The sequence below is a fragment of the Streptomyces sp. NPDC088915 genome, from assembly GCF_044749825.1.
Lineage (GTDB): Bacteria > Actinomycetota > Actinomycetes > Streptomycetales > Streptomycetaceae > Streptomyces.
On sequence record NZ_JBIVIR010000007.1, the window covers coordinates 160,649 to 175,177 of the forward strand.

The 14,529-nt window shown below is 73.7% G+C and carries 20 protein-coding genes; 9 read left to right on the plus strand and 11 right to left on the minus strand.

Features of this window, described 5'->3' with window-relative positions; translation table 11 throughout:
• Window positions 1-7: 7 nt before the first annotated feature.
• From ACIP5O_RS15205 to ACIP5O_RS15215, 3 genes are all read right to left on the minus strand, one after another.
• Window positions 8-1,510: a PTS transporter subunit EIIC gene (locus ACIP5O_RS15205; RefSeq protein WP_401293101.1), complete on the minus strand. Its 1,503-nt coding sequence runs from the start codon at window positions 1,508-1,510 to the stop codon at window positions 8-10.
• 46 nt (window positions 1,511-1,556) lie between these two features.
• A complete protein-coding gene (gene murQ, locus ACIP5O_RS15210; RefSeq protein WP_401293104.1) occupies window positions 1,557-2,489 on the minus strand; it encodes an N-acetylmuramic acid 6-phosphate etherase in 933 nt (310 codons plus the stop codon).
• Between the two features lie 71 nt (window positions 2,490-2,560).
• On the minus strand, window positions 2,561-3,478 hold the full coding sequence (locus ACIP5O_RS15215) for a MurR/RpiR family transcriptional regulator (protein WP_125658047.1): 918 nt from the start codon (window positions 3,476-3,478) through the stop codon (window positions 2,561-2,563).
• Window positions 3,479-3,599: 121 nt separating this feature from the next.
• On the opposite strand from ACIP5O_RS15215, the gene ACIP5O_RS15220 reads away from it, so the two are divergent.
• A complete protein-coding gene (locus tag ACIP5O_RS15220) occupies window positions 3,600-3,956 on the plus strand; it encodes a hypothetical protein (RefSeq protein ID WP_401293108.1) in 357 nt (118 codons plus the stop codon).
• A gap of 34 nt (window positions 3,957-3,990) precedes the next feature.
• The gene (locus ACIP5O_RS15225; RefSeq protein WP_401293110.1) at window positions 3,991-4,260 is read left to right on the plus strand and encodes a DUF4031 domain-containing protein; all 270 of its coding nucleotides are present in this window, start codon (window positions 3,991-3,993) and stop codon (window positions 4,258-4,260) included.
• A 111-nt stretch (window positions 4,261-4,371) separates the two neighbouring features.
• Here ACIP5O_RS15225 and ACIP5O_RS15230 read toward each other — a convergent pair whose 3' ends face one another.
• From ACIP5O_RS15230 to ACIP5O_RS15255, 6 genes are all read right to left on the minus strand, one after another.
• Complete coding sequence (locus ACIP5O_RS15230; RefSeq protein WP_401293521.1) at window positions 4,372-5,598, minus strand: Cmx/CmrA family chloramphenicol efflux MFS transporter; 1,227 nt, start codon at window positions 5,596-5,598, stop codon at window positions 4,372-4,374.
• Window positions 5,599-5,830: 232 nt separating this feature from the next.
• On the minus strand, window positions 5,831-6,373 hold the full coding sequence (locus tag ACIP5O_RS15235; protein ID WP_401293113.1) for a hypothetical protein: 543 nt from the start codon (window positions 6,371-6,373) through the stop codon (window positions 5,831-5,833).
• A gap of 43 nt (window positions 6,374-6,416) precedes the next feature.
• On the minus strand, window positions 6,417-7,091 hold the full coding sequence (locus ACIP5O_RS15240; protein ID WP_401293115.1) for a hypothetical protein: 675 nt from the start codon (window positions 7,089-7,091) through the stop codon (window positions 6,417-6,419).
• A 36-nt stretch (window positions 7,092-7,127) separates the two neighbouring features.
• Entirely contained in the window at window positions 7,128-8,111 is a 984-nt protein-coding gene (locus ACIP5O_RS15245) for a hypothetical protein (RefSeq protein WP_401293118.1), read from the minus strand.
• Between the two features lie 154 nt (window positions 8,112-8,265).
• On the minus strand, window positions 8,266-8,475 hold the full coding sequence (locus tag ACIP5O_RS15250) for a hypothetical protein (RefSeq protein ID WP_401293120.1): 210 nt from the start codon (window positions 8,473-8,475) through the stop codon (window positions 8,266-8,268).
• A 20-nt stretch (window positions 8,476-8,495) separates the two neighbouring features.
• On the minus strand, window positions 8,496-8,735 hold the full coding sequence (locus tag ACIP5O_RS15255) for a hypothetical protein (RefSeq protein WP_401293123.1): 240 nt from the start codon (window positions 8,733-8,735) through the stop codon (window positions 8,496-8,498).
• 108 nt (window positions 8,736-8,843) lie between these two features.
• On the opposite strand from ACIP5O_RS15255, the gene ACIP5O_RS15260 reads away from it, so the two are divergent.
• The 4 genes from ACIP5O_RS15260 to ACIP5O_RS15275 all read left to right on the plus strand — a co-directional run bounded on the left by ACIP5O_RS15260 (window position 8,844) and on the right by ACIP5O_RS15275 (window position 10,606).
• Window positions 8,844-9,653 carry a Scr1 family TA system antitoxin-like transcriptional regulator gene (locus tag ACIP5O_RS15260; protein ID WP_401293125.1) on the plus strand — a complete coding sequence of 270 codons (810 nt, stop codon included), beginning with the start codon at window positions 8,844-8,846 and terminating at the stop codon, window positions 9,651-9,653.
• Entirely contained in the window at window positions 9,646-9,828 is a 183-nt protein-coding gene (locus ACIP5O_RS15265; RefSeq protein WP_401293128.1) for a DUF397 domain-containing protein, read from the plus strand. Before ACIP5O_RS15260 ends, ACIP5O_RS15265 begins: the two co-directional genes overlap by 8 nt.
• Window positions 9,829-9,926: 98 nt before the next feature.
• On the plus strand, window positions 9,927-10,211 hold the full coding sequence (locus tag ACIP5O_RS15270; RefSeq protein WP_401293130.1) for a hypothetical protein: 285 nt from the start codon (window positions 9,927-9,929) through the stop codon (window positions 10,209-10,211).
• On the plus strand, window positions 10,193-10,606 hold the full coding sequence (locus ACIP5O_RS15275; RefSeq protein WP_401293132.1) for a PIN domain-containing protein: 414 nt from the start codon (window positions 10,193-10,195) through the stop codon (window positions 10,604-10,606). The genes ACIP5O_RS15270 and ACIP5O_RS15275 overlap by 19 nt, the downstream gene beginning before the upstream one ends.
• 53 nt (window positions 10,607-10,659) lie before the next feature.
• Here ACIP5O_RS15275 and ACIP5O_RS15280 read toward each other — a convergent pair whose 3' ends face one another.
• Window positions 10,660-11,184: a DUF6328 family protein gene (locus tag ACIP5O_RS15280; RefSeq protein ID WP_401293134.1), complete on the minus strand. Its 525-nt coding sequence runs from the start codon at window positions 11,182-11,184 to the stop codon at window positions 10,660-10,662.
• A 124-nt stretch (window positions 11,185-11,308) separates the two neighbouring features.
• On the opposite strand from ACIP5O_RS15280, the gene ACIP5O_RS15285 reads away from it, so the two are divergent.
• Both ACIP5O_RS15285 and ACIP5O_RS15290 read left to right on the plus strand, forming a co-directional pair.
• Window positions 11,309-11,620, plus strand: coding sequence for a DUF2087 domain-containing protein (locus ACIP5O_RS15285; protein ID WP_401293136.1), 312 nt, complete (start codon window positions 11,309-11,311; stop codon window positions 11,618-11,620).
• The gene (locus ACIP5O_RS15290) at window positions 11,617-12,228 is read left to right on the plus strand and encodes a LysE family transporter (RefSeq protein WP_401293138.1); all 612 of its coding nucleotides are present in this window, start codon (window positions 11,617-11,619) and stop codon (window positions 12,226-12,228) included. The genes ACIP5O_RS15285 and ACIP5O_RS15290 overlap by 4 nt, the downstream gene beginning before the upstream one ends.
• Window positions 12,229-12,255: 27 nt before the next feature.
• On the opposite strand, the gene ACIP5O_RS15295 is transcribed toward ACIP5O_RS15290, so the two are convergent.
• The gene (locus ACIP5O_RS15295) at window positions 12,256-12,654 is read right to left on the minus strand and encodes a hypothetical protein (protein ID WP_401293140.1); all 399 of its coding nucleotides are present in this window, start codon (window positions 12,652-12,654) and stop codon (window positions 12,256-12,258) included.
• A 258-nt stretch (window positions 12,655-12,912) separates the two neighbouring features.
• On the opposite strand from ACIP5O_RS15295, the gene ACIP5O_RS15300 reads away from it, so the two are divergent.
• Window positions 12,913-14,520, plus strand: a complete 1,608-nt coding sequence (locus ACIP5O_RS15300) for a phosphodiester glycosidase family protein (protein WP_356543161.1) — start codon at window positions 12,913-12,915, stop codon at window positions 14,518-14,520.
• Window positions 14,521-14,529: the final 9 nt, after the last annotated feature.

Sequence of the window (14,529 nt, forward strand, 5' to 3'; positions counted from 1 at the left end):
CCGGGTGTCAGACCTTGGCCGGTTCCGGGTCCGGGCCGGACGGCTTCGACGGGGCCGTTGAAGCGGCCACAACCGTCTCCGTCTCCACGTCGAACTCCTCCAGGAGCCGGTCGCTGAAGCCCCAGAAGTACGTCGCCGTGAAGCCGGCCAGGTAGCCGACGAGGAGGCCGCCCGCGTAGATCGCGATCGTCCGGCCCAGGCCGTGGTTGCCGTCGAGGAGCGGGAAGAGGGCCCAGCCCGACGGGCCGATCGCGGTCGAGCCGACCTTGTCGCCCAGCATGCTGAAGAGGCCGACGAAGCCCCCGCCGAACGCGCCGCCCACGCAGGCGGTGACGAAGGGGCGGCCCAGGGGGAGCGAGACGCCGTAGATCAGGGGCTCGCCGACGCCCAGGAAGCCGGCCGGGAGGGCGGACTTGATGGTGCGGCGGATGGAGCCGTTGCGGGGGAGCTTGAGGTAGACCGCCATCGCCGCGCCGACCTGGCCCGCGCCCGCCATCGCGAGGATGGGCAGCAGGACCGTGTAGCCCTGCTGCTCGATGAGCGTGGTGTGGATCGGGATGAGCGCCTGGTGCAGGCCCAGCATCACCAGCGGCAGGAAGAGGCCGCCCAGGACGAGGCCCGCGCCCGCGCCGGCGTGCGCGAGGAGCCAGTCGGCGAAGTCGCCGATCGCGGTGGAGACCTCGCCCGCGACGAACATCAGGCCGAAGATCGTGACCAGGCCGGAGACCAGGACCGTGAGCGTCGGGGTGACCAGTACGTCCAGGGACTCCGGCACCCACCGGCGGCACCACTTCTCCACGTACACCGCGAGGACCGCGGCGCCCAGCGCGCCGAGCACACCGCCCTGGCCGGGGGAGAGGGTCTGGCCGAAGGCGTCGATCCTGGCGACGCCGGGGAAGACGATGATCGCCGCGACCGCGCCGCCGAGGATCGGCGTGCCGCCGAACTCCTTCGCCGTGTTGAAGCCGACGAAGACCGCGATGAGGGCCATGAAGCCGCTGGCCATGGCGGCGAGGGCGGGGGTGACGGCGGGGAGCCACCCGAGGTTGACCAGGAGGCCGTTGAGGCCGGCGATGATGCCGCAGCCGATGAGGGCGGGGATCAGCGGGACGAAGACGTTCGCGATCCGGCGGAGGAACAGCTTGAACGGGGTCTGGTTCCTCGCCTTCCGGGCCGCCCTGATCGCCGCGCCCTGCGCCGCGAGGTCGTCGGCGGAGGGCGCGGGGTCCGCCGGGGACCCGGCGGTCGGCGCCTCGGCCACCAGGGTCTCGAACTCCGGCGTCACGCGGGCGACCGTGCCCGGCCCGAGGACGATCTGGTACGTGTCGTCCTCGACGACGCCCATCACGGCCGGCAGGGCCCTGAGCTCCTCGTCCCGGACGAGCGAGCGGTCCCGCAGGCCGAGGCGGAGGCGGGTCATGCAGTGGGCGACGGAGGTGACGTTCCCGGCGCCGCCGACGAGGGGGAGGATCGCGGCGGCGACGGCGCGGTTCTTGTCGTCTGTGCTCATGGTGCGGTGGTGCCTTGCTGTGTGGGGGAGGGGGCCGTGCGGGGGTCTACCGGGCGTGCAGCGCGCCGCGCAGGTGGCCCCGGGAGTCCGTGAGGAGCTTGGCGGCGGTGGGGGCGTCGACGTCCGCGAGGATCATGAGGATCGCGTTCTTCACCTCGCCGTCGGCGGCGGCGAGCGCGGACTCGATCCGCTCGTCGGGCGCGCCGGTGGCCAGCGCGACGATCCGCCGCGAGCGGGCCTGGAGCTTCTCGTTGGAGGCGCGGACGTCGACCATCAGGTTCCCGTACGTCTTGCCGAGCCGGATCATCGTGATCGTCGAGATCATGTTGAGGACGAGCTTCTGGGCGGTGCCGGCCTTGAGCCGGGTGGAGCCGGTGAGCAGTTCGGGGCCGGTGACGACCTCGATGCCGTGCTCGGCGGCGGCGGCGAGCGCGCTGTCGGCGTTGCAGGACAGGCCGACGGTGAGCGCGCCGAGGGCGCGGGCGTGCTCGACGGCGCCGACGGCGTACGGGGTGCGGCCGGAGGCGGAGATGCCGACGACGGTGTCGTCCGGGGTGAGGCCGAGCGCGGTGAGGTCCTCGACGGCCAGCTCCTCGGAGTCCTCGGCGCCCTCGACGGCCTTGACCATGGCGGAGGGGCCGCCCGCGATGAACCCGACGACCTCGGAGGGGTCGGTGTTGAAGGTGGGCGGGCACTCGCTGGCGTCGAGGACGCCGAGGCGCCCGGCGGTCCCCGCGCCCAGGTAGATCAGACGGCCGCCGCGGGCCATCCGCTCGGCGGTGGCGTCGATGGCGGCGGCGATGGCGGGGAGCTGCCGGGCCACGGCGGCGGGGACGGTCTGGTCCTCGCCGTTCATGGTGCGGGCGATCTCCAGGGTCGGGAGCTGGTCGATCTCGGCGAGCTCGGGGCGGAAGGCCTCGGTGGTGAGGGTGGCGAGCTGGGCGCGGAGTTCGGAGTACGTGGAAGCGGAAGCGGACACGTGCGGCTCTTTCGGTACGGCGGCGTCGTCGGCGCCGGGGCTTTACGGGTGCGGGCGGTGCGGGTCGCGTTTCAGCGGGTGCGGGGCGAGTGCCGGTGGGCCAGGGCCTCGTAGGAGGCGGCGAGGGCCGGGGCGGCCGTCTCGTACGTCCGCTGGGTGACGCAGGTGAACAGGCAGTCCACGACCAGGAGTTGGCTGGTGCGGGACGACATGGCCGCGGGGCGCAGTTCGCTCTCGCGGGCGGTGGAGGTGGTGAGGACGTGGTCGGCGTACTGGGTGACGGGGCCGTCCGGGCGGCCGGTGATCGCGACGGTGGTGGCGCCGTGGTCGAAGGCGACCCGGAGCGGTTCTATGACGTCGCCGGTCGAACCGGAGTGGGTGATGGCGAGGGCGACGTCACCGGAGCGGAGCTGCACGGCGTTGGTGACGGCGAGGTGCGGGTCGCTGTGGGCGTGGGCGACCAGGCCGATCCGGAGCAGCTTCTGGCCGAGGTCCTGGGCGACGAGCCCGGAGGCGCCGACGCCGTAGATGTCGACGCGGCGGGCGGTGGCGAGGGCGGCGACGGCGGCGCCGAGCTGGACGGTGTCGAGCCCGGCGGCGGTGTCGGCGAGGGTCTGCTGCTCGTCGTAGGCCAGCTTGGCGACGACGTCGGCGATGGGGTCGTCCACGGCGATGTCGGCGGTGACGGCGGGTGCGCGGCCGGACTGCTGCTGGGCGGCGAGTCCGGCGAGGGCGAGGCGCAGGTCGCGGTAGCCGGGGTAGCCGAGGAGGCGGGCGGTGCGGACGACGGTCGCCTCGCTGGTGCCGGTGAGCTCGGCGAGGCCGGTGACCGTGAGGGCGGCGCAGCCGGCCGGGTCTCCGGCGACGGCCTCGGCGACCCGCTGCATGGAGCGGGTCATGGAGGGCGCCAGGGTCCGCACCTTGGCCGCGAGGGCGGCGGGGGCGGGGGGCGCGTCGCTGGTGAAACTTTCCTTCACGTCATTGGTCACGCCTGAAAGATACTTTCGGAAGGGTGGTGCGACAAGCCCCTTCCGGTGGCCGGTTCCGGTCCGGAACCGGAAGGGACCTTCGCCCTTTCCGGCGGCTTCCGGGCCGGGTGACAATGAGGGCATGGACGAGATCGACGCGGTGGAGCAGGCGCTGCACACCGCCCGCGCGCTGGTACTGGCCGATCTCGCGGCCCGGCAGGTCGCCGCCGCCGAGATGGTGTCGATGGTGGAGGACTCGGTGACCCACCGGCGCTGGTGGGTCGAGCAGTGGCCGGAGGGGGTGTCGTACGTGGCGGGGCTCGTCGCCCAGGACGTGCAGGACGCCCTGCTCGAACGGTACGGGCGCTGGCCGATCTGCCCCGTCTGCGCCTCGGGCGACCCGCACGCCCTCGACGTGGAGCCGGAACTGGGCCCGGACCCGCACTGGGTCTGCGGCAAGCAGGGCGTGGTGGTGGCGCCGGTGGGCGGCCTGACGTGAGCGGCGGGGCCGGGGCGACGGGAGGGGCCCGCGCATGACGCTGTACATCGACCCGCCGACCTGGCCGGGGCACGGCCGCATGTGGTCGCACCTGGTCAGCGACGTCTCCTTCGAGGAGCTGCACGCCTTCGCGGCCACGATCGGCGCCCCGCGCCGCGCCTTCGAGCGGGACCACTACGACATCCCGTCCCACTACTACGCGGCCGCGGTGACCGGCGGCGCGGTCGAGGTCGGCTCGAAGGAACTCCTCCGCCGCCTCACGCAGGCGGGCCTGCGGCGGCCGAAGGGCCGCACGGCGGGCTGACGGCCCCGCCGGACCGGGGGGGGTACACGGCCCCGCCGGACCGGAGGGCGTACACGGCCCCGCCGGACCGGGCGTACGCGAAGCGGCCCAGTCCCAAGCAGCGGCCCGGCCTCAGCCGGGCAGGGACGACTCCCGGCCGTCCTTCGCGGGGGCGGCGACCCCGCCCCCGGTCACGACGTGGCCGCCGCCCGGCGTCCGCCGGGAGAGCTTCAGGGCCACCGCGGCCGTTCCCAGCCCCACCGCCGTCATCGCCGCGCCCGCCCAGGCCGTGGAGGCGAAGCCGAGGCCCGCGTCGATGACGGCGCCGCCGAGCCAGGGGCCGCCGGTGTTGCCGAGGTTGAAGGCGGCGGTGGTGGTGGCGCCGGCGAGGGTGGGGGCGGCGCCGGCCACGTTGAACATGCGGGCGTTGAGGGCCGGGGCCGTGTAGAACGCGGAGACGCCGAGGAGGAAGGCCAGCAGGACCGTGGCGACCGGGCTGGACGCGAAGAGCGCCAGGGCGGCCAGGAAGACGGTCGAGGCGGCGATGCCGCTGAGCATCACCCCGAAGAGGTGCGCGTCCGCGACCCGGCCGCCGATCGTCGTGCCGACCAGGGCGCCGATGCCGAAGAGTCCGAGGACGACCGAGACCCAGCCCTCGTCGAGGCCGGAGACGTCGGTGAGGAGCGGGGCGAGGTACGAGAAGGCGCAGAAGACGCCGCCCGCCGCGAGCGCGGTGACGACGACCGAGAGGAGGACCTGGCGGTCGCGGTAGATCGTCAGCTCCTGCCTGAGCCGGGGCCGGGTCTCGGGGACCGGGATGCGCGGGATGCGGACGAGGACGCCGACGAGGGCGATCGCGGAGGCGAGGCCGACCGCCCAGAAGGCGGAGCGCCAGCCGAGGTGCTCGCCGAGGAAGGCGCCGGCGGGGACGCCGAGGACGTTGGCTATGGAGAGCCCGCCGATCATGACGGCCATGGCCCGGGCCCGCGTGTTCACCGGCACCATTGCGATGGCGACGGCCGCGCCGACCGCCCAGAACCCGGCGCAGGCGAGCGCGCTCACGACCCGGGAGGCGAAGAGCACCCCGTAGTCCGGCGCGAGGGCGCCCGCGACCTGCCCCAGGCCGAAGACGGTGATCAGGGAGATCAGGGTCGTCTTGCGGGGGAGCCTCAGGGTCGTCACGGCGAGCAGCGGGGCGCCCACCACCATGCCGATCGCGAAGGCCGAGATGAGCAGCCCGGCGCGCGGGATGGAGACGTCCATGTCCTCCGCGACGGCCGGGAGCAGCCCGGAGAGCATGAACTCGCTCGTCCCGAGCGCGAAGACGGAGAGGCCGAGGATGTAGACGGCCGTCGGCATGCGGGTGGAGGCGGGGGCGGGCTCGGGGGCGGGCGTCACGGGCTCGGCGGAGAAAGAGGGCATGACATGTGTCAACGAGCGATTCATTGCTGTCATTCCTCGGGGCCGACCCGTCTTGGGCTACGAGACGGTCACCCGCGCACCGGAATCACGGCGGCGATCACGGCGGCGATCACCTCCTCCCGGGCGGACACGGGATCCGTGCGCCCCCGCGCGGCGACCTCCACCGGCGCTACAGGTCTCCCGCCACACCCGTCCTGGCGAAGGCGACGACGTGGCGGCGGACGTGGGAGAGGAACTCGGGCACGCTGTCGGCGTACTTGTCGAAGTCCTCGTCGTCGAGGGACGCCGACCCGGACCGGTGGACCACGCCGCCCCAGTCGGCGACGTAGAAGAGGCCGTCGCCGTTCGAGGCGATCACCAGTCCGAAGGGGTCGTGGGCCGACGGGACGAAGACCGGCCCCTCCTCCAGGTACCGGCGCAGGCACTCGCCCGCCGGGGGCATGAAGAAGCCGCGGCCCACGTCGGGCAGCGCGACCTCCGCCACCGACTCGTAGAACGTCACCATCCCGTCGCACCTCACGGGCTCCCGGTCGTAGGCGCGGGCGGCCCGGAGGTCCTCCTCGCCGGCGGCCCGGACCTCGTTCCTGCCCGGCGCGCGGCCGTGGATCTCCTCGAACGACGCCGTCACGGAGCGCACCGCGTCCGTGACCTCGTCGCGCCACCGCGCCAACCACGCGGCCGAGTACCAGAGTCGTGCCGTCTCCCGGTCCATGCCCGGCATCATGCCACCGCCGTTCCGGGCCCGGACCCCGCCCTCACCCCGTGCCCGACGCCCCCCTCAGCTCCTTGAGCTCCCGCTCCACGTTCTCCCGGGCCCGCTCCTCCCACACCGCCGCGCCGTACGGCGTCCGGAAGAGCCGGGGCAGGTCGAGGAGGTGGCGCAGGACGGCGGCGCGGCCCTCGCGGAAGGCGTCGTCGGGGACGAAGCCGTACTCCTCGCGGACCGCCGCCGCGTACCGCGCGTACGTGGCGGGGTCGCCCGCCAGGACCGCGAGGTCCGCGTCGCAGAGCGCCTCGCCGTTGAGGTCGCCGTCGGCCGGGTCGTGGGTGACGGTCAGGCGCACCAGGCGGGCGACCTCGGTCACCTCGTGCGGGGTCAGGCCCGCCTCGGCGAGTGCCTTCTCGGCCAGGACCGCCGAGCGCTCCTCGTTCTCGGAGCGGTCGGGGCGGTAGACGGCGTCGTGGAACCAGGCGGCGAGCCGTACGAGCTCCAGTTCGCCGCCCTCGCCGCCCTGGTCGGCCAGTTCGTCGATGCGGTCGAGGACCGCCCGCAGGTGGTCGACCGTGTGGTACCGGCGCTGCGGCTCGGCCCAGCGGGCGAGCAGGTTCCGTCCGTACGGGGCGGGGTCGGGGCCCTCGCGTCCGGCGCGGGCGGCGAGCAGGGTGGCGTTCCAGCGCCGGAGGAGCGCGGGGTCCTGGTCTGCGGTCATGGGGGCATTGTGCCCGCCGGGACCGCCCGGCGGCCGTCACCGGACGGGCGGTTCCGTCCCCGTCCCGGTCCCGGGCGCGCACTCCCGGCAGAGCGTCTCGTCCGCGACGGGCCGGAACAGCATCGGCTGCACGTGCTCCCCGGCGCACTCCCGCGCCCCGGCGAGCCGCGCGGAGAGCCGGGGCCCCTCGGGCACCGGGGGCGGCAGTTCGCGGGGCGGTACTTCGCGGGGTGGCACCTCCCGCAGCAGGTACCGGACCAGCCCGCCGGGCCGGTGTACGGGCGTTCCGGCGCCGGGGAGGCCGCGCAGGACGTGCGCGTGGACGTCGGCGGAGGCGTACCCGGCCTCCAGCCACCGGGCGGCGAGCCGGGTGAGCTCGTCGCGCATGCCGGGCGGGATGTGGCGCAGGGCGGGGGAGAGGAGCGGGAGGGCGCCGACGAGGGCGCGGGCGTCTTCGGGGGGCGGGGGGTCTTCGAGGGGCCGAGGGTCTTCGGGGAGCCGGGGGTCTTCGGGCGCGGGCTCCCCGCCTCCGCCTCCGCCCCCGCTCCCGTCCGGAAGGTGGGAGGTCTTCTCCCGGAGGTCTTCTTCTGGATGACCGCCGGTGGGCGAGGGCGCCGGAGCACCGGCGACCGGGTTCCCGTCACCCGGTACGACCTGCGGGGAGACGGGCGCCCGGTGGAGGAGGCGCGGGTCCCGGGCGAAGATCTTGGCGGCCTGTTCACGGGTCAACGGCTCGGCGGAGATGAGCTGTTGCGTCACCCACCGCCCTCCGGCCACCTGCGTCCGGCGCTCGTGGACGAATCCCTCCGCCATGAGTTCGCGCTTGGCCTTGGTGAACGCGTCGCTCCCGATCCTGGCCCTTTCGGCGGTACGGGACAGGTTTTCGCGGGCGCCCTCGGGGAGGGAGAGCTGCCAGGTCAGCAGCCGCACGGCGTGGGAGTTCAGCCGGGGGTGCCGGATGATGTGGTGCGAGAACGGCGAGAAGCCGCGCGAGGGCGCGTTAAAGTGCCGGTAGATCACGGTGGGAGTGTGCCTTCCGCTGGGGTTCAGGCCCTCGCCGATGGGTCTCAGGCCATCAGCGGGGGCCGTTTTGCGTGAACGTACCGCAGTGGCATATGCCCGGACGGACACGAAGAGTGAAGACCGCCCGTTCGAGTGACGGGCAGTCACATCATCATTCGGGTAGCGGAGACGGCTCCCGGGACGAGGTGCTGATGACCCGTACGGCTCCGCGCGGAGTCAGGCTCGCGCGCTCCGCCGGGCTCGCCGTCCAGCACTGGTCGGCCGCCGCCTCCCACAGGTAGCCGCTGGGGCGGACCAGGACCAGCGTGCTCCCGTTCACGGAACGGACCTGCCCGGTGAGCGCCCGTTGCGCGTCGGTCACGACGTCGCCGATCCGGTACCTCACGCGCCGGCCGCCCGCGCGGTGCGCAGGAGCACGGTCAGCCGCTTGGCCCCGCCGATGCCGACCGTCCCGAGCCCGTACCGGTGCGTGTCCCCGCCGGGGCCGTGCGTGACGTCCCGGTAGAGCCCGCTCGTGGGGAGCCCGGCGGTGTCCATGGCGTCCTTGAGCTCCCGGTACACCCGGGTGGCTTCGGCCTCGCCGACGGGGCGGGAGGGGGGAGGGGGAGGAAGTGTACTCACGGAGGGCTCTCTTTCTGGTGGATCTTCTCCGGACGCCTTCACGATGGCGCGTGCCGCCCTACGCTCACCAGGGGTTGGGTTTCCGAAGGGGAACGGGGAACGTGGCATATGCCTGCCGAGAACGAGATCGATCCGAGCGAGAGCTTGGAGACCTTCATCGCCGGCCTGGTCCGGGACGCCCGCAAGCAGTGCGGATGGCGACAGCAGGACCTCGCGGCGAAGGTGTTCAGCAGTACCACCCGGATCTCCGAGATCGAGAACGGCGATCCGCCGGACCTGAAGCTCGGGCGGCAGATCGACCAAGTCCTCGAACTGGGAGGGAAGCTGACGAACCTGCTGGCCATTCGGGATCGAGTCGCCTTCCGCGACTACGCGCAGGGCTTTCTACGGGACCAGGCGCGGGCGCGGACCATCCACGAGTTCTCACTCGTGGTACCGGGGCTGCTCCAGACACCCGGTTACGCCAGGTCGATCATGCAGCTCGCGGACCCCGGCGGCCGAACGGACATAGAGGCCGCCGTGAGGCGACGCATCGAGCGGCAGGCGGTCTTCGACGGCCCCCAACCGCCCTGGTTGTGGGTGGTCCTGAACGAGAACGCGCTGCGGGAGGACATGGGCACGAAGGCCATCATGAGGGAGCAGATCGGAAGGCTGCTCGAAGCCGTCGAACTCCCCTACATCAACGTGCAAATCCTGCCTGCGCACCGCGCCTCCATCCCCGGTTCCGTGAGCCTCCTGACCTCACCCTCGGGCGAACGCACGGCCTATACTGAGGGTTTCGGGACGGGCCGCTACATGGTCGAACCGGCTGATGTCGACCGGTACCAGAGAATCTATGATCGGCTCCACGCCGACGCCCTCGGGATCGTTGAGTCGCAAGAGATCATCCGCGAAGCACTGGGGAAGCACGATGACTGAGCCTGACTGGCACAAGAGCACGTACAGCGGTGACAACGACAACTGCGTCGAGGTCGCCCACAACCTCCCCCGTGTCCGCGTCCGGGACACCAAGGACCACGCCCGGGGCGAGCTGACCGCCACCCCGGCCGCCTGGTCCGCGTTCACCGCGTTCGCGCGGACGTACGCGGTCTGACTCCGCTCCCGGCACTCCAGGGACCCGCCACGCGGCGGGGCCCTTCGTGTGGAGGAGCGCCCGTTTCGCTTTTCCCACTCGTTTGACACGCTGGATGCATGCCCGAGACGACTTACAACATCGGTGAAGGACCGGCGACGCGCGTCAGCCTTTCCCTGCCGGAGGGGACGGCGGAGGCGATCCGGTCCCGAGTCGGTAAACGCGAGTTCTCCGCGTTCATCGCGGCGGCTGTCGAGCGGGAGCTGCGGGGGCAGGTGCTGGACGAGTACCTGGCGGACTACGAGAGCCGCAAAGGACCGGTCTCCGATCAGGCGAGGCAAGGGGCGCGCCAGGTCTTCGACGAGATGTTCGCGGACGAGGACCAGTGGCCCGCCGCAAGCTGACGCACGAAGGAACGCTCGTCCTCGACAGTGAGGTTCTCTCCAAGCTGCTCGACGACGACGAGACCGTGGTGGCGCTGGTCGTGGAGGCGCGCACCCGTGGCATGGAGGTCGTGATCAGCGCCCTCACCGTCATCGAGGCCGTCCATGCCCGGACGAACAGGGCCAGGCTGAACTGGGTGCCGTCCGGTCTGAGGGTGGTCCCCGTGGGCGACGAGGAAGCCAGGGCGGCTTCGGCCTTGCTGATGGAGACGGGCCTTCACGGTCACAAGTACGCCATCGACGCGGCGGTTGCGGAGGCCGCTCTCCGCCAGCAGCGGCCCGTGGTCATGCTGACCTCGGACATCGACGACATGAGCAGGCTGTGCGGCGCCCGGGTCCGGCTCGTCGCGGTGTGATCCCGTAGCACCTCCGGGGGACGACGAGCGACCGCGCGAGTGCCGCGCCCGGACTACTCACGGCTGGTGTAGTGCCGTCTCGCCCAGAGCGGGAGCGCGAACCACAGGGTGAACAGCCAGACGCCGACGCCGGCGGTCAGCCAGGCGGCGAGCGCGTCGTCGAGGGCCACCCGCAGCAGCATGAGCAGGGTCAGGACGGTGGTCACCGCGAGCAGCAGCAGCCCCGTCCGGGCCATCCGGGCGGCGATCACCACGGTCTGCGGCTTGATGCGGCGGCCCGCGACCATCCGGTGCAGGGCCACCGGCCCGATGAGGGATCCCGCGCTGGCGGCGCCCAGGACGACCGCGCAGGTGTAGAGGGCGCGGTCGGTGTCGCCGAGGTGGGTGAAGGCGGGCTGGAAGACGGCGATGAACAGGACGCCGAAGAGGATCTGCACGCCGGTCTGGGCCACCCGCAGCTCCTGCAGCAGGTCGGCCCACATCCGGTCCGCGCGCTCCTCGGCCGACTCGTCGCGCCCCCGGCGCGGGGCGGGAGGGCTGGGCGCGGCGTCCTCGCGGCCTTCCGGTTCCGGTGCCATGGCGCGCTCCTCGCCGTGGTTCCCCACGGTGTCCTCCGGCCCCCTACGGGAAAGTCTCCCACCGCTCCGGGCCCGCCGAAAACCCTTTGCGGCGGGCGGGGCGCGGGCGCCAGGCTCCTCGTCCATGACCAGTCATCTTTCTTCCTCCCCCGTCGCGGACCTGTTCTCCGCCGACGGGCGCCTCAAGGCGGTCCCGCGCCGCGCCGCCCGCCGCGAGGCGCTGCTCGCACACCTCGCCGCGACCCTCTTCGAGGACGGCCGGGCCTACGGCGAACCCGAGGTCAACGAGGCCCTGAAGGGCGTCCACGAGGACTTCCCGGCCCTCCGCCGCCACCTCGTGACCGGCGGCTTCCTCTCCCGTACGAAGGACGGCTCCGCCTACCGCCGACAGCAGCGGACCGCCGCCCCGGGAGGCGCGACCACCGCCGTCGCGTGACGGGCGCGGTGGTGGCCGGCCTCCTGGCCGGCTACGGCATCGCGATCCCGGTCGGCGCCGTCGGCGCCCACCTGGTGGCGGTCGCGGCCCGCTCCCCGTGGCGTACGGGAGCGGGCGCGGCGCTCGGCATCGCCACCGCCGACGGGCTGTACGCCCTGCTCGCCGCCCTCGGCGGCACGGCCCTCGCCCCGTTCCTCGCCCCCGTGGCGGTCCCGCTGCGCCTGCTCTCGGCCCTGGTCCTCGTCGCCCTGGCGGCGCACTCCGCGCGGAAGGCCGTACGGGCCCACCGCGACGGTGCGGACCCGGCGCGGGACCTGCCGCCCGCGCCCCGGCGCGCGTTCCTCGCCTTCCTGGGGATCACGGTCCTCAACCCCCTGACCGTGCTCTACTTCACCGCCCTCGTCCTCGGCGGCCGTCCGGCGACGGGCCCGGCCGAGGCGACCGCCTTCGTCCTCGCGGCCTTCGCCGCCTCCGCGAGCTGGCAGCTCCTCCTGGCCGCCGCGGGCACCCTCCTCGGCCGGACCGTCACGGGCCCCCGCGCCCGCCTGGCGACGGCCCTGGCGTCGAGCGCGCTGATCGCGGTCCTCGCGGTGGGGGTGGTGGTCTGAGGCCGGGGTGCGGGCCGGGGCGGCGGGTCAGCGTGCCCGTCGGGTCCCCGCGGCCCAGGCCGCCGTTCCCGCGAACACCACGAGCGCGCCCACAGCCAGTGTTCCCCGGTGCGCGCGCCAGGAGAGGAGCGAGTCCTTCGAGCGGCCCGAGCCGACCGAACCGGCGGACCGGAACGAGCCCACCGAGCCGGTGGAGAGCGCCGAACCCACCGAACCGACGGACAGGAACGAACCGACCGAGCCGACCGAGTGCGAGGAGCCGACCGAGCCGACGGAGAGGAAGGACCCCACCGACCCGACGGAGAGCGCCGATCCCACGGAACCGACGGAGAGGAAGGACCCCACGGATCCGATGGAGAGGAACGAGCCCCGGGACCGGAGCGAGAGGGACGGGTTTCCCGTACGTGCGGACGGCCGAGAGGTCATGCGGCCGATCCTAGGGCGTGCCCTTCGACCGCGCTCCCCCTGAGCACGCCCGGTTCCGGGGCGGACGGTTCCGGGGCGGACGGCTCGCTCCCGGGCGCACCCGACGACGCCGGCCCGTTCCCTCCCGCCCCCCGTGCGCGTTCATCCGCGCGGACCCCGGCCTTCCACGGGACCGCCCCCGCCGTTGTACTGCGGGCAATCCGCGGGCAATTGACTGGGCGTCGCCCCACCCGACGTTCCGACGACGGAAGGACACCCATGCGGCGCAAGACCCTTTCCCTCCTGGCCACGGCCGCGACGGCCCTGGCGGTCGCCGTGCCCCCGGCGAGCGCCGCACCGGCGTCGCCCCCCGAACTCCGTACGGTCGGACTCCGCTTCACGGAGTGGAACCTCCTGCCCGCCTCCCGGCTCGCGACGACCACCCTGGCGCCCGGCGTGACCCTGTCCACGACGGCGTACGGACGCCAGGACTCCGGTGACCGCTGGACCGTCCAGGTGAACCTGCCGGCCCTGCCCGAGGGGCCGCTCGGCTCGGCGGCGACGGCGCTCGGTCCCCGCGCGACCGCCCTGCGGGTGGCGTCGGCGCTGCGCGCGAAGGGCTTCGAGCCGCGCGTCGAGGAGGTGAGGCGGCCCGGGTACGCCGACCTGCGGGCGGGGACGCTCGGCTGGACCGTGCGCCTCGGCCGGTACGCGGGCGAGGCCGCGGCGACGGAGCTCCTCGGCCGGGTCAAGGCGGCCGGATTCGCCGGCCGCACCCGGTACACGGCGCAGGACGGCACCGACGCCGGGGCGCCGGAGCGCGTGCACGTGCTCCGGCTGGACTTCCGGACCTTCGGCGGCGACCTGGCGGTCGACCACGGGCGGACGCTCAACGGCACGGAGAGGCTGACCGACCTGATCGGCGCCTCGGGCGCGATCGCCGGCGTGAACGGCCAGTGGTTCTACAACAGCGCCCCGGGCGGCCTGTACGTGAGGGACGGCAAGCTCCTGGGCTCCGCCACCCAGGGCAGGACGGCCATCAGGTTCGCCCGCGGCGGCCGCTCCTTCTCGGTGGACACGTTCACCGCGCACGTCACGCTGCGGACGGCCGGCGGGTCCGTCGAGGTCGACGGGGTCAACCGGATCCCCGGCGAGGTCTGGAACTGCGGCGGGGTCGGCGGCGACCTGCCGACCCAGAAGCCGCAGCACGACCTGAAGTGCACCGACCCGAGCGAGCTGGTGCGGTTCACGCCCGAGTGGGGCGCGGTCCCGAAGGGCGCGGGCGCGGAAGCGGTGTTCGACGCGAACGGCAGGGTGACCGCCGTCAACTCCTCGCGCGGAGCCGCGGTGCCCGCCGGCGGCTCGACCCTCCAGGCCGTCGGCGACGGCGCGGACTGGCTCCTGCGGAACGTCCGGGTGGGCGAGGCGCCGGTCTTCGAGCAGCGGGTCCGGGACGGTTCGGGCCGCGACGTGCCGCTGACCGGGGACACCACGATCCTCCAGGTCGGCCCGTCGCTGGTGCGGAACGGCCGGATCGCCGTCAACGCCGTGGGGGACGGCGTCGTCCGGGAGGGCGCGGACCAGAGCTTCACGTACGACTGGACCGTGCGCGCCAACCCCCGCTCGATGATCGGCGTGGACCGGCAGGGCCGGCTGCTCCTGGTCGTGGTGGACGGGAGGCAGGCCGGTTACAGCGAGGGCCTGGGCATCGACCGGGCGGCCCGGCTCATGCAGCACCTGGGCGCCGTCGAGGCGATGAACCTCGACGGCGGCGGCTCCAGCGTCGTCGCCACCGCGGCCTCGGGCGTCGTCAACCGCCCCTCGGACACCACCGGCCAGCGCTCGCTCGGCAACGGCCTGCTGGTCCTCCCGCGCGGCTCCCGCTGAGCCGCCGGC

What these genes read in the sequence shown, in the direction of transcription:
- ACIP5O_RS15220 (WP_401293108.1), top strand. Translation starts at nt 3,600, where the DNA reads ATGGACGAGATCGACGCGGTGGAGCAGGCGCTGCACACCGCCCGCGCG.
- ACIP5O_RS15270 (WP_401293130.1), top strand. Translation starts at nt 9,927, where the DNA reads ATGCCCGAGACGACTTACAACATCGGTGAAGGACCGGCGACGCGCGTC.
- ACIP5O_RS15240 (WP_401293115.1), bottom strand. Translation starts at nt 7,091, where the DNA reads ATGACCGCAGACCAGGACCCCGCGCTCCTCCGGCGCTGGAACGCCACC.
- ACIP5O_RS15205 (WP_401293101.1), bottom strand. Translation starts at nt 1,510, where the DNA reads ATGAGCACAGACGACAAGAACCGCGCCGTCGCCGCCGCGATCCTCCCC.
- ACIP5O_RS15225 (WP_401293110.1), top strand. Translation starts at nt 3,991, where the DNA reads ATGACGCTGTACATCGACCCGCCGACCTGGCCGGGGCACGGCCGCATG.
- ACIP5O_RS15230 (WP_401293521.1), bottom strand. Translation starts at nt 5,598, where the DNA reads ATGCCGACGGCCGTCTACATCCTCGGCCTCTCCGTCTTCGCGCTCGGG.
- ACIP5O_RS15300 (WP_356543161.1), top strand. Translation starts at nt 12,913, where the DNA reads ATGCGGCGCAAGACCCTTTCCCTCCTGGCCACGGCCGCGACGGCCCTG.
- ACIP5O_RS15295 (WP_401293140.1), bottom strand. Translation starts at nt 12,654, where the DNA reads ATGACCTCTCGGCCGTCCGCACGTACGGGAAACCCGTCCCTCTCGCTC.
- ACIP5O_RS15235 (WP_401293113.1), bottom strand. Translation starts at nt 6,373, where the DNA reads ATGGACCGGGAGACGGCACGACTCTGGTACTCGGCCGCGTGGTTGGCG.
- ACIP5O_RS15285 (WP_401293136.1), top strand. Translation starts at nt 11,309, where the DNA reads ATGACCAGTCATCTTTCTTCCTCCCCCGTCGCGGACCTGTTCTCCGCC.
- ACIP5O_RS15260 (WP_401293125.1), top strand. Translation starts at nt 8,844, where the DNA reads ATGCCTGCCGAGAACGAGATCGATCCGAGCGAGAGCTTGGAGACCTTC.
- ACIP5O_RS15280 (WP_401293134.1), bottom strand. Translation starts at nt 11,184, where the DNA reads ATGGCACCGGAACCGGAAGGCCGCGAGGACGCCGCGCCCAGCCCTCCC.
- ACIP5O_RS15265 (WP_401293128.1), top strand. Translation starts at nt 9,646, where the DNA reads ATGACTGAGCCTGACTGGCACAAGAGCACGTACAGCGGTGACAACGAC.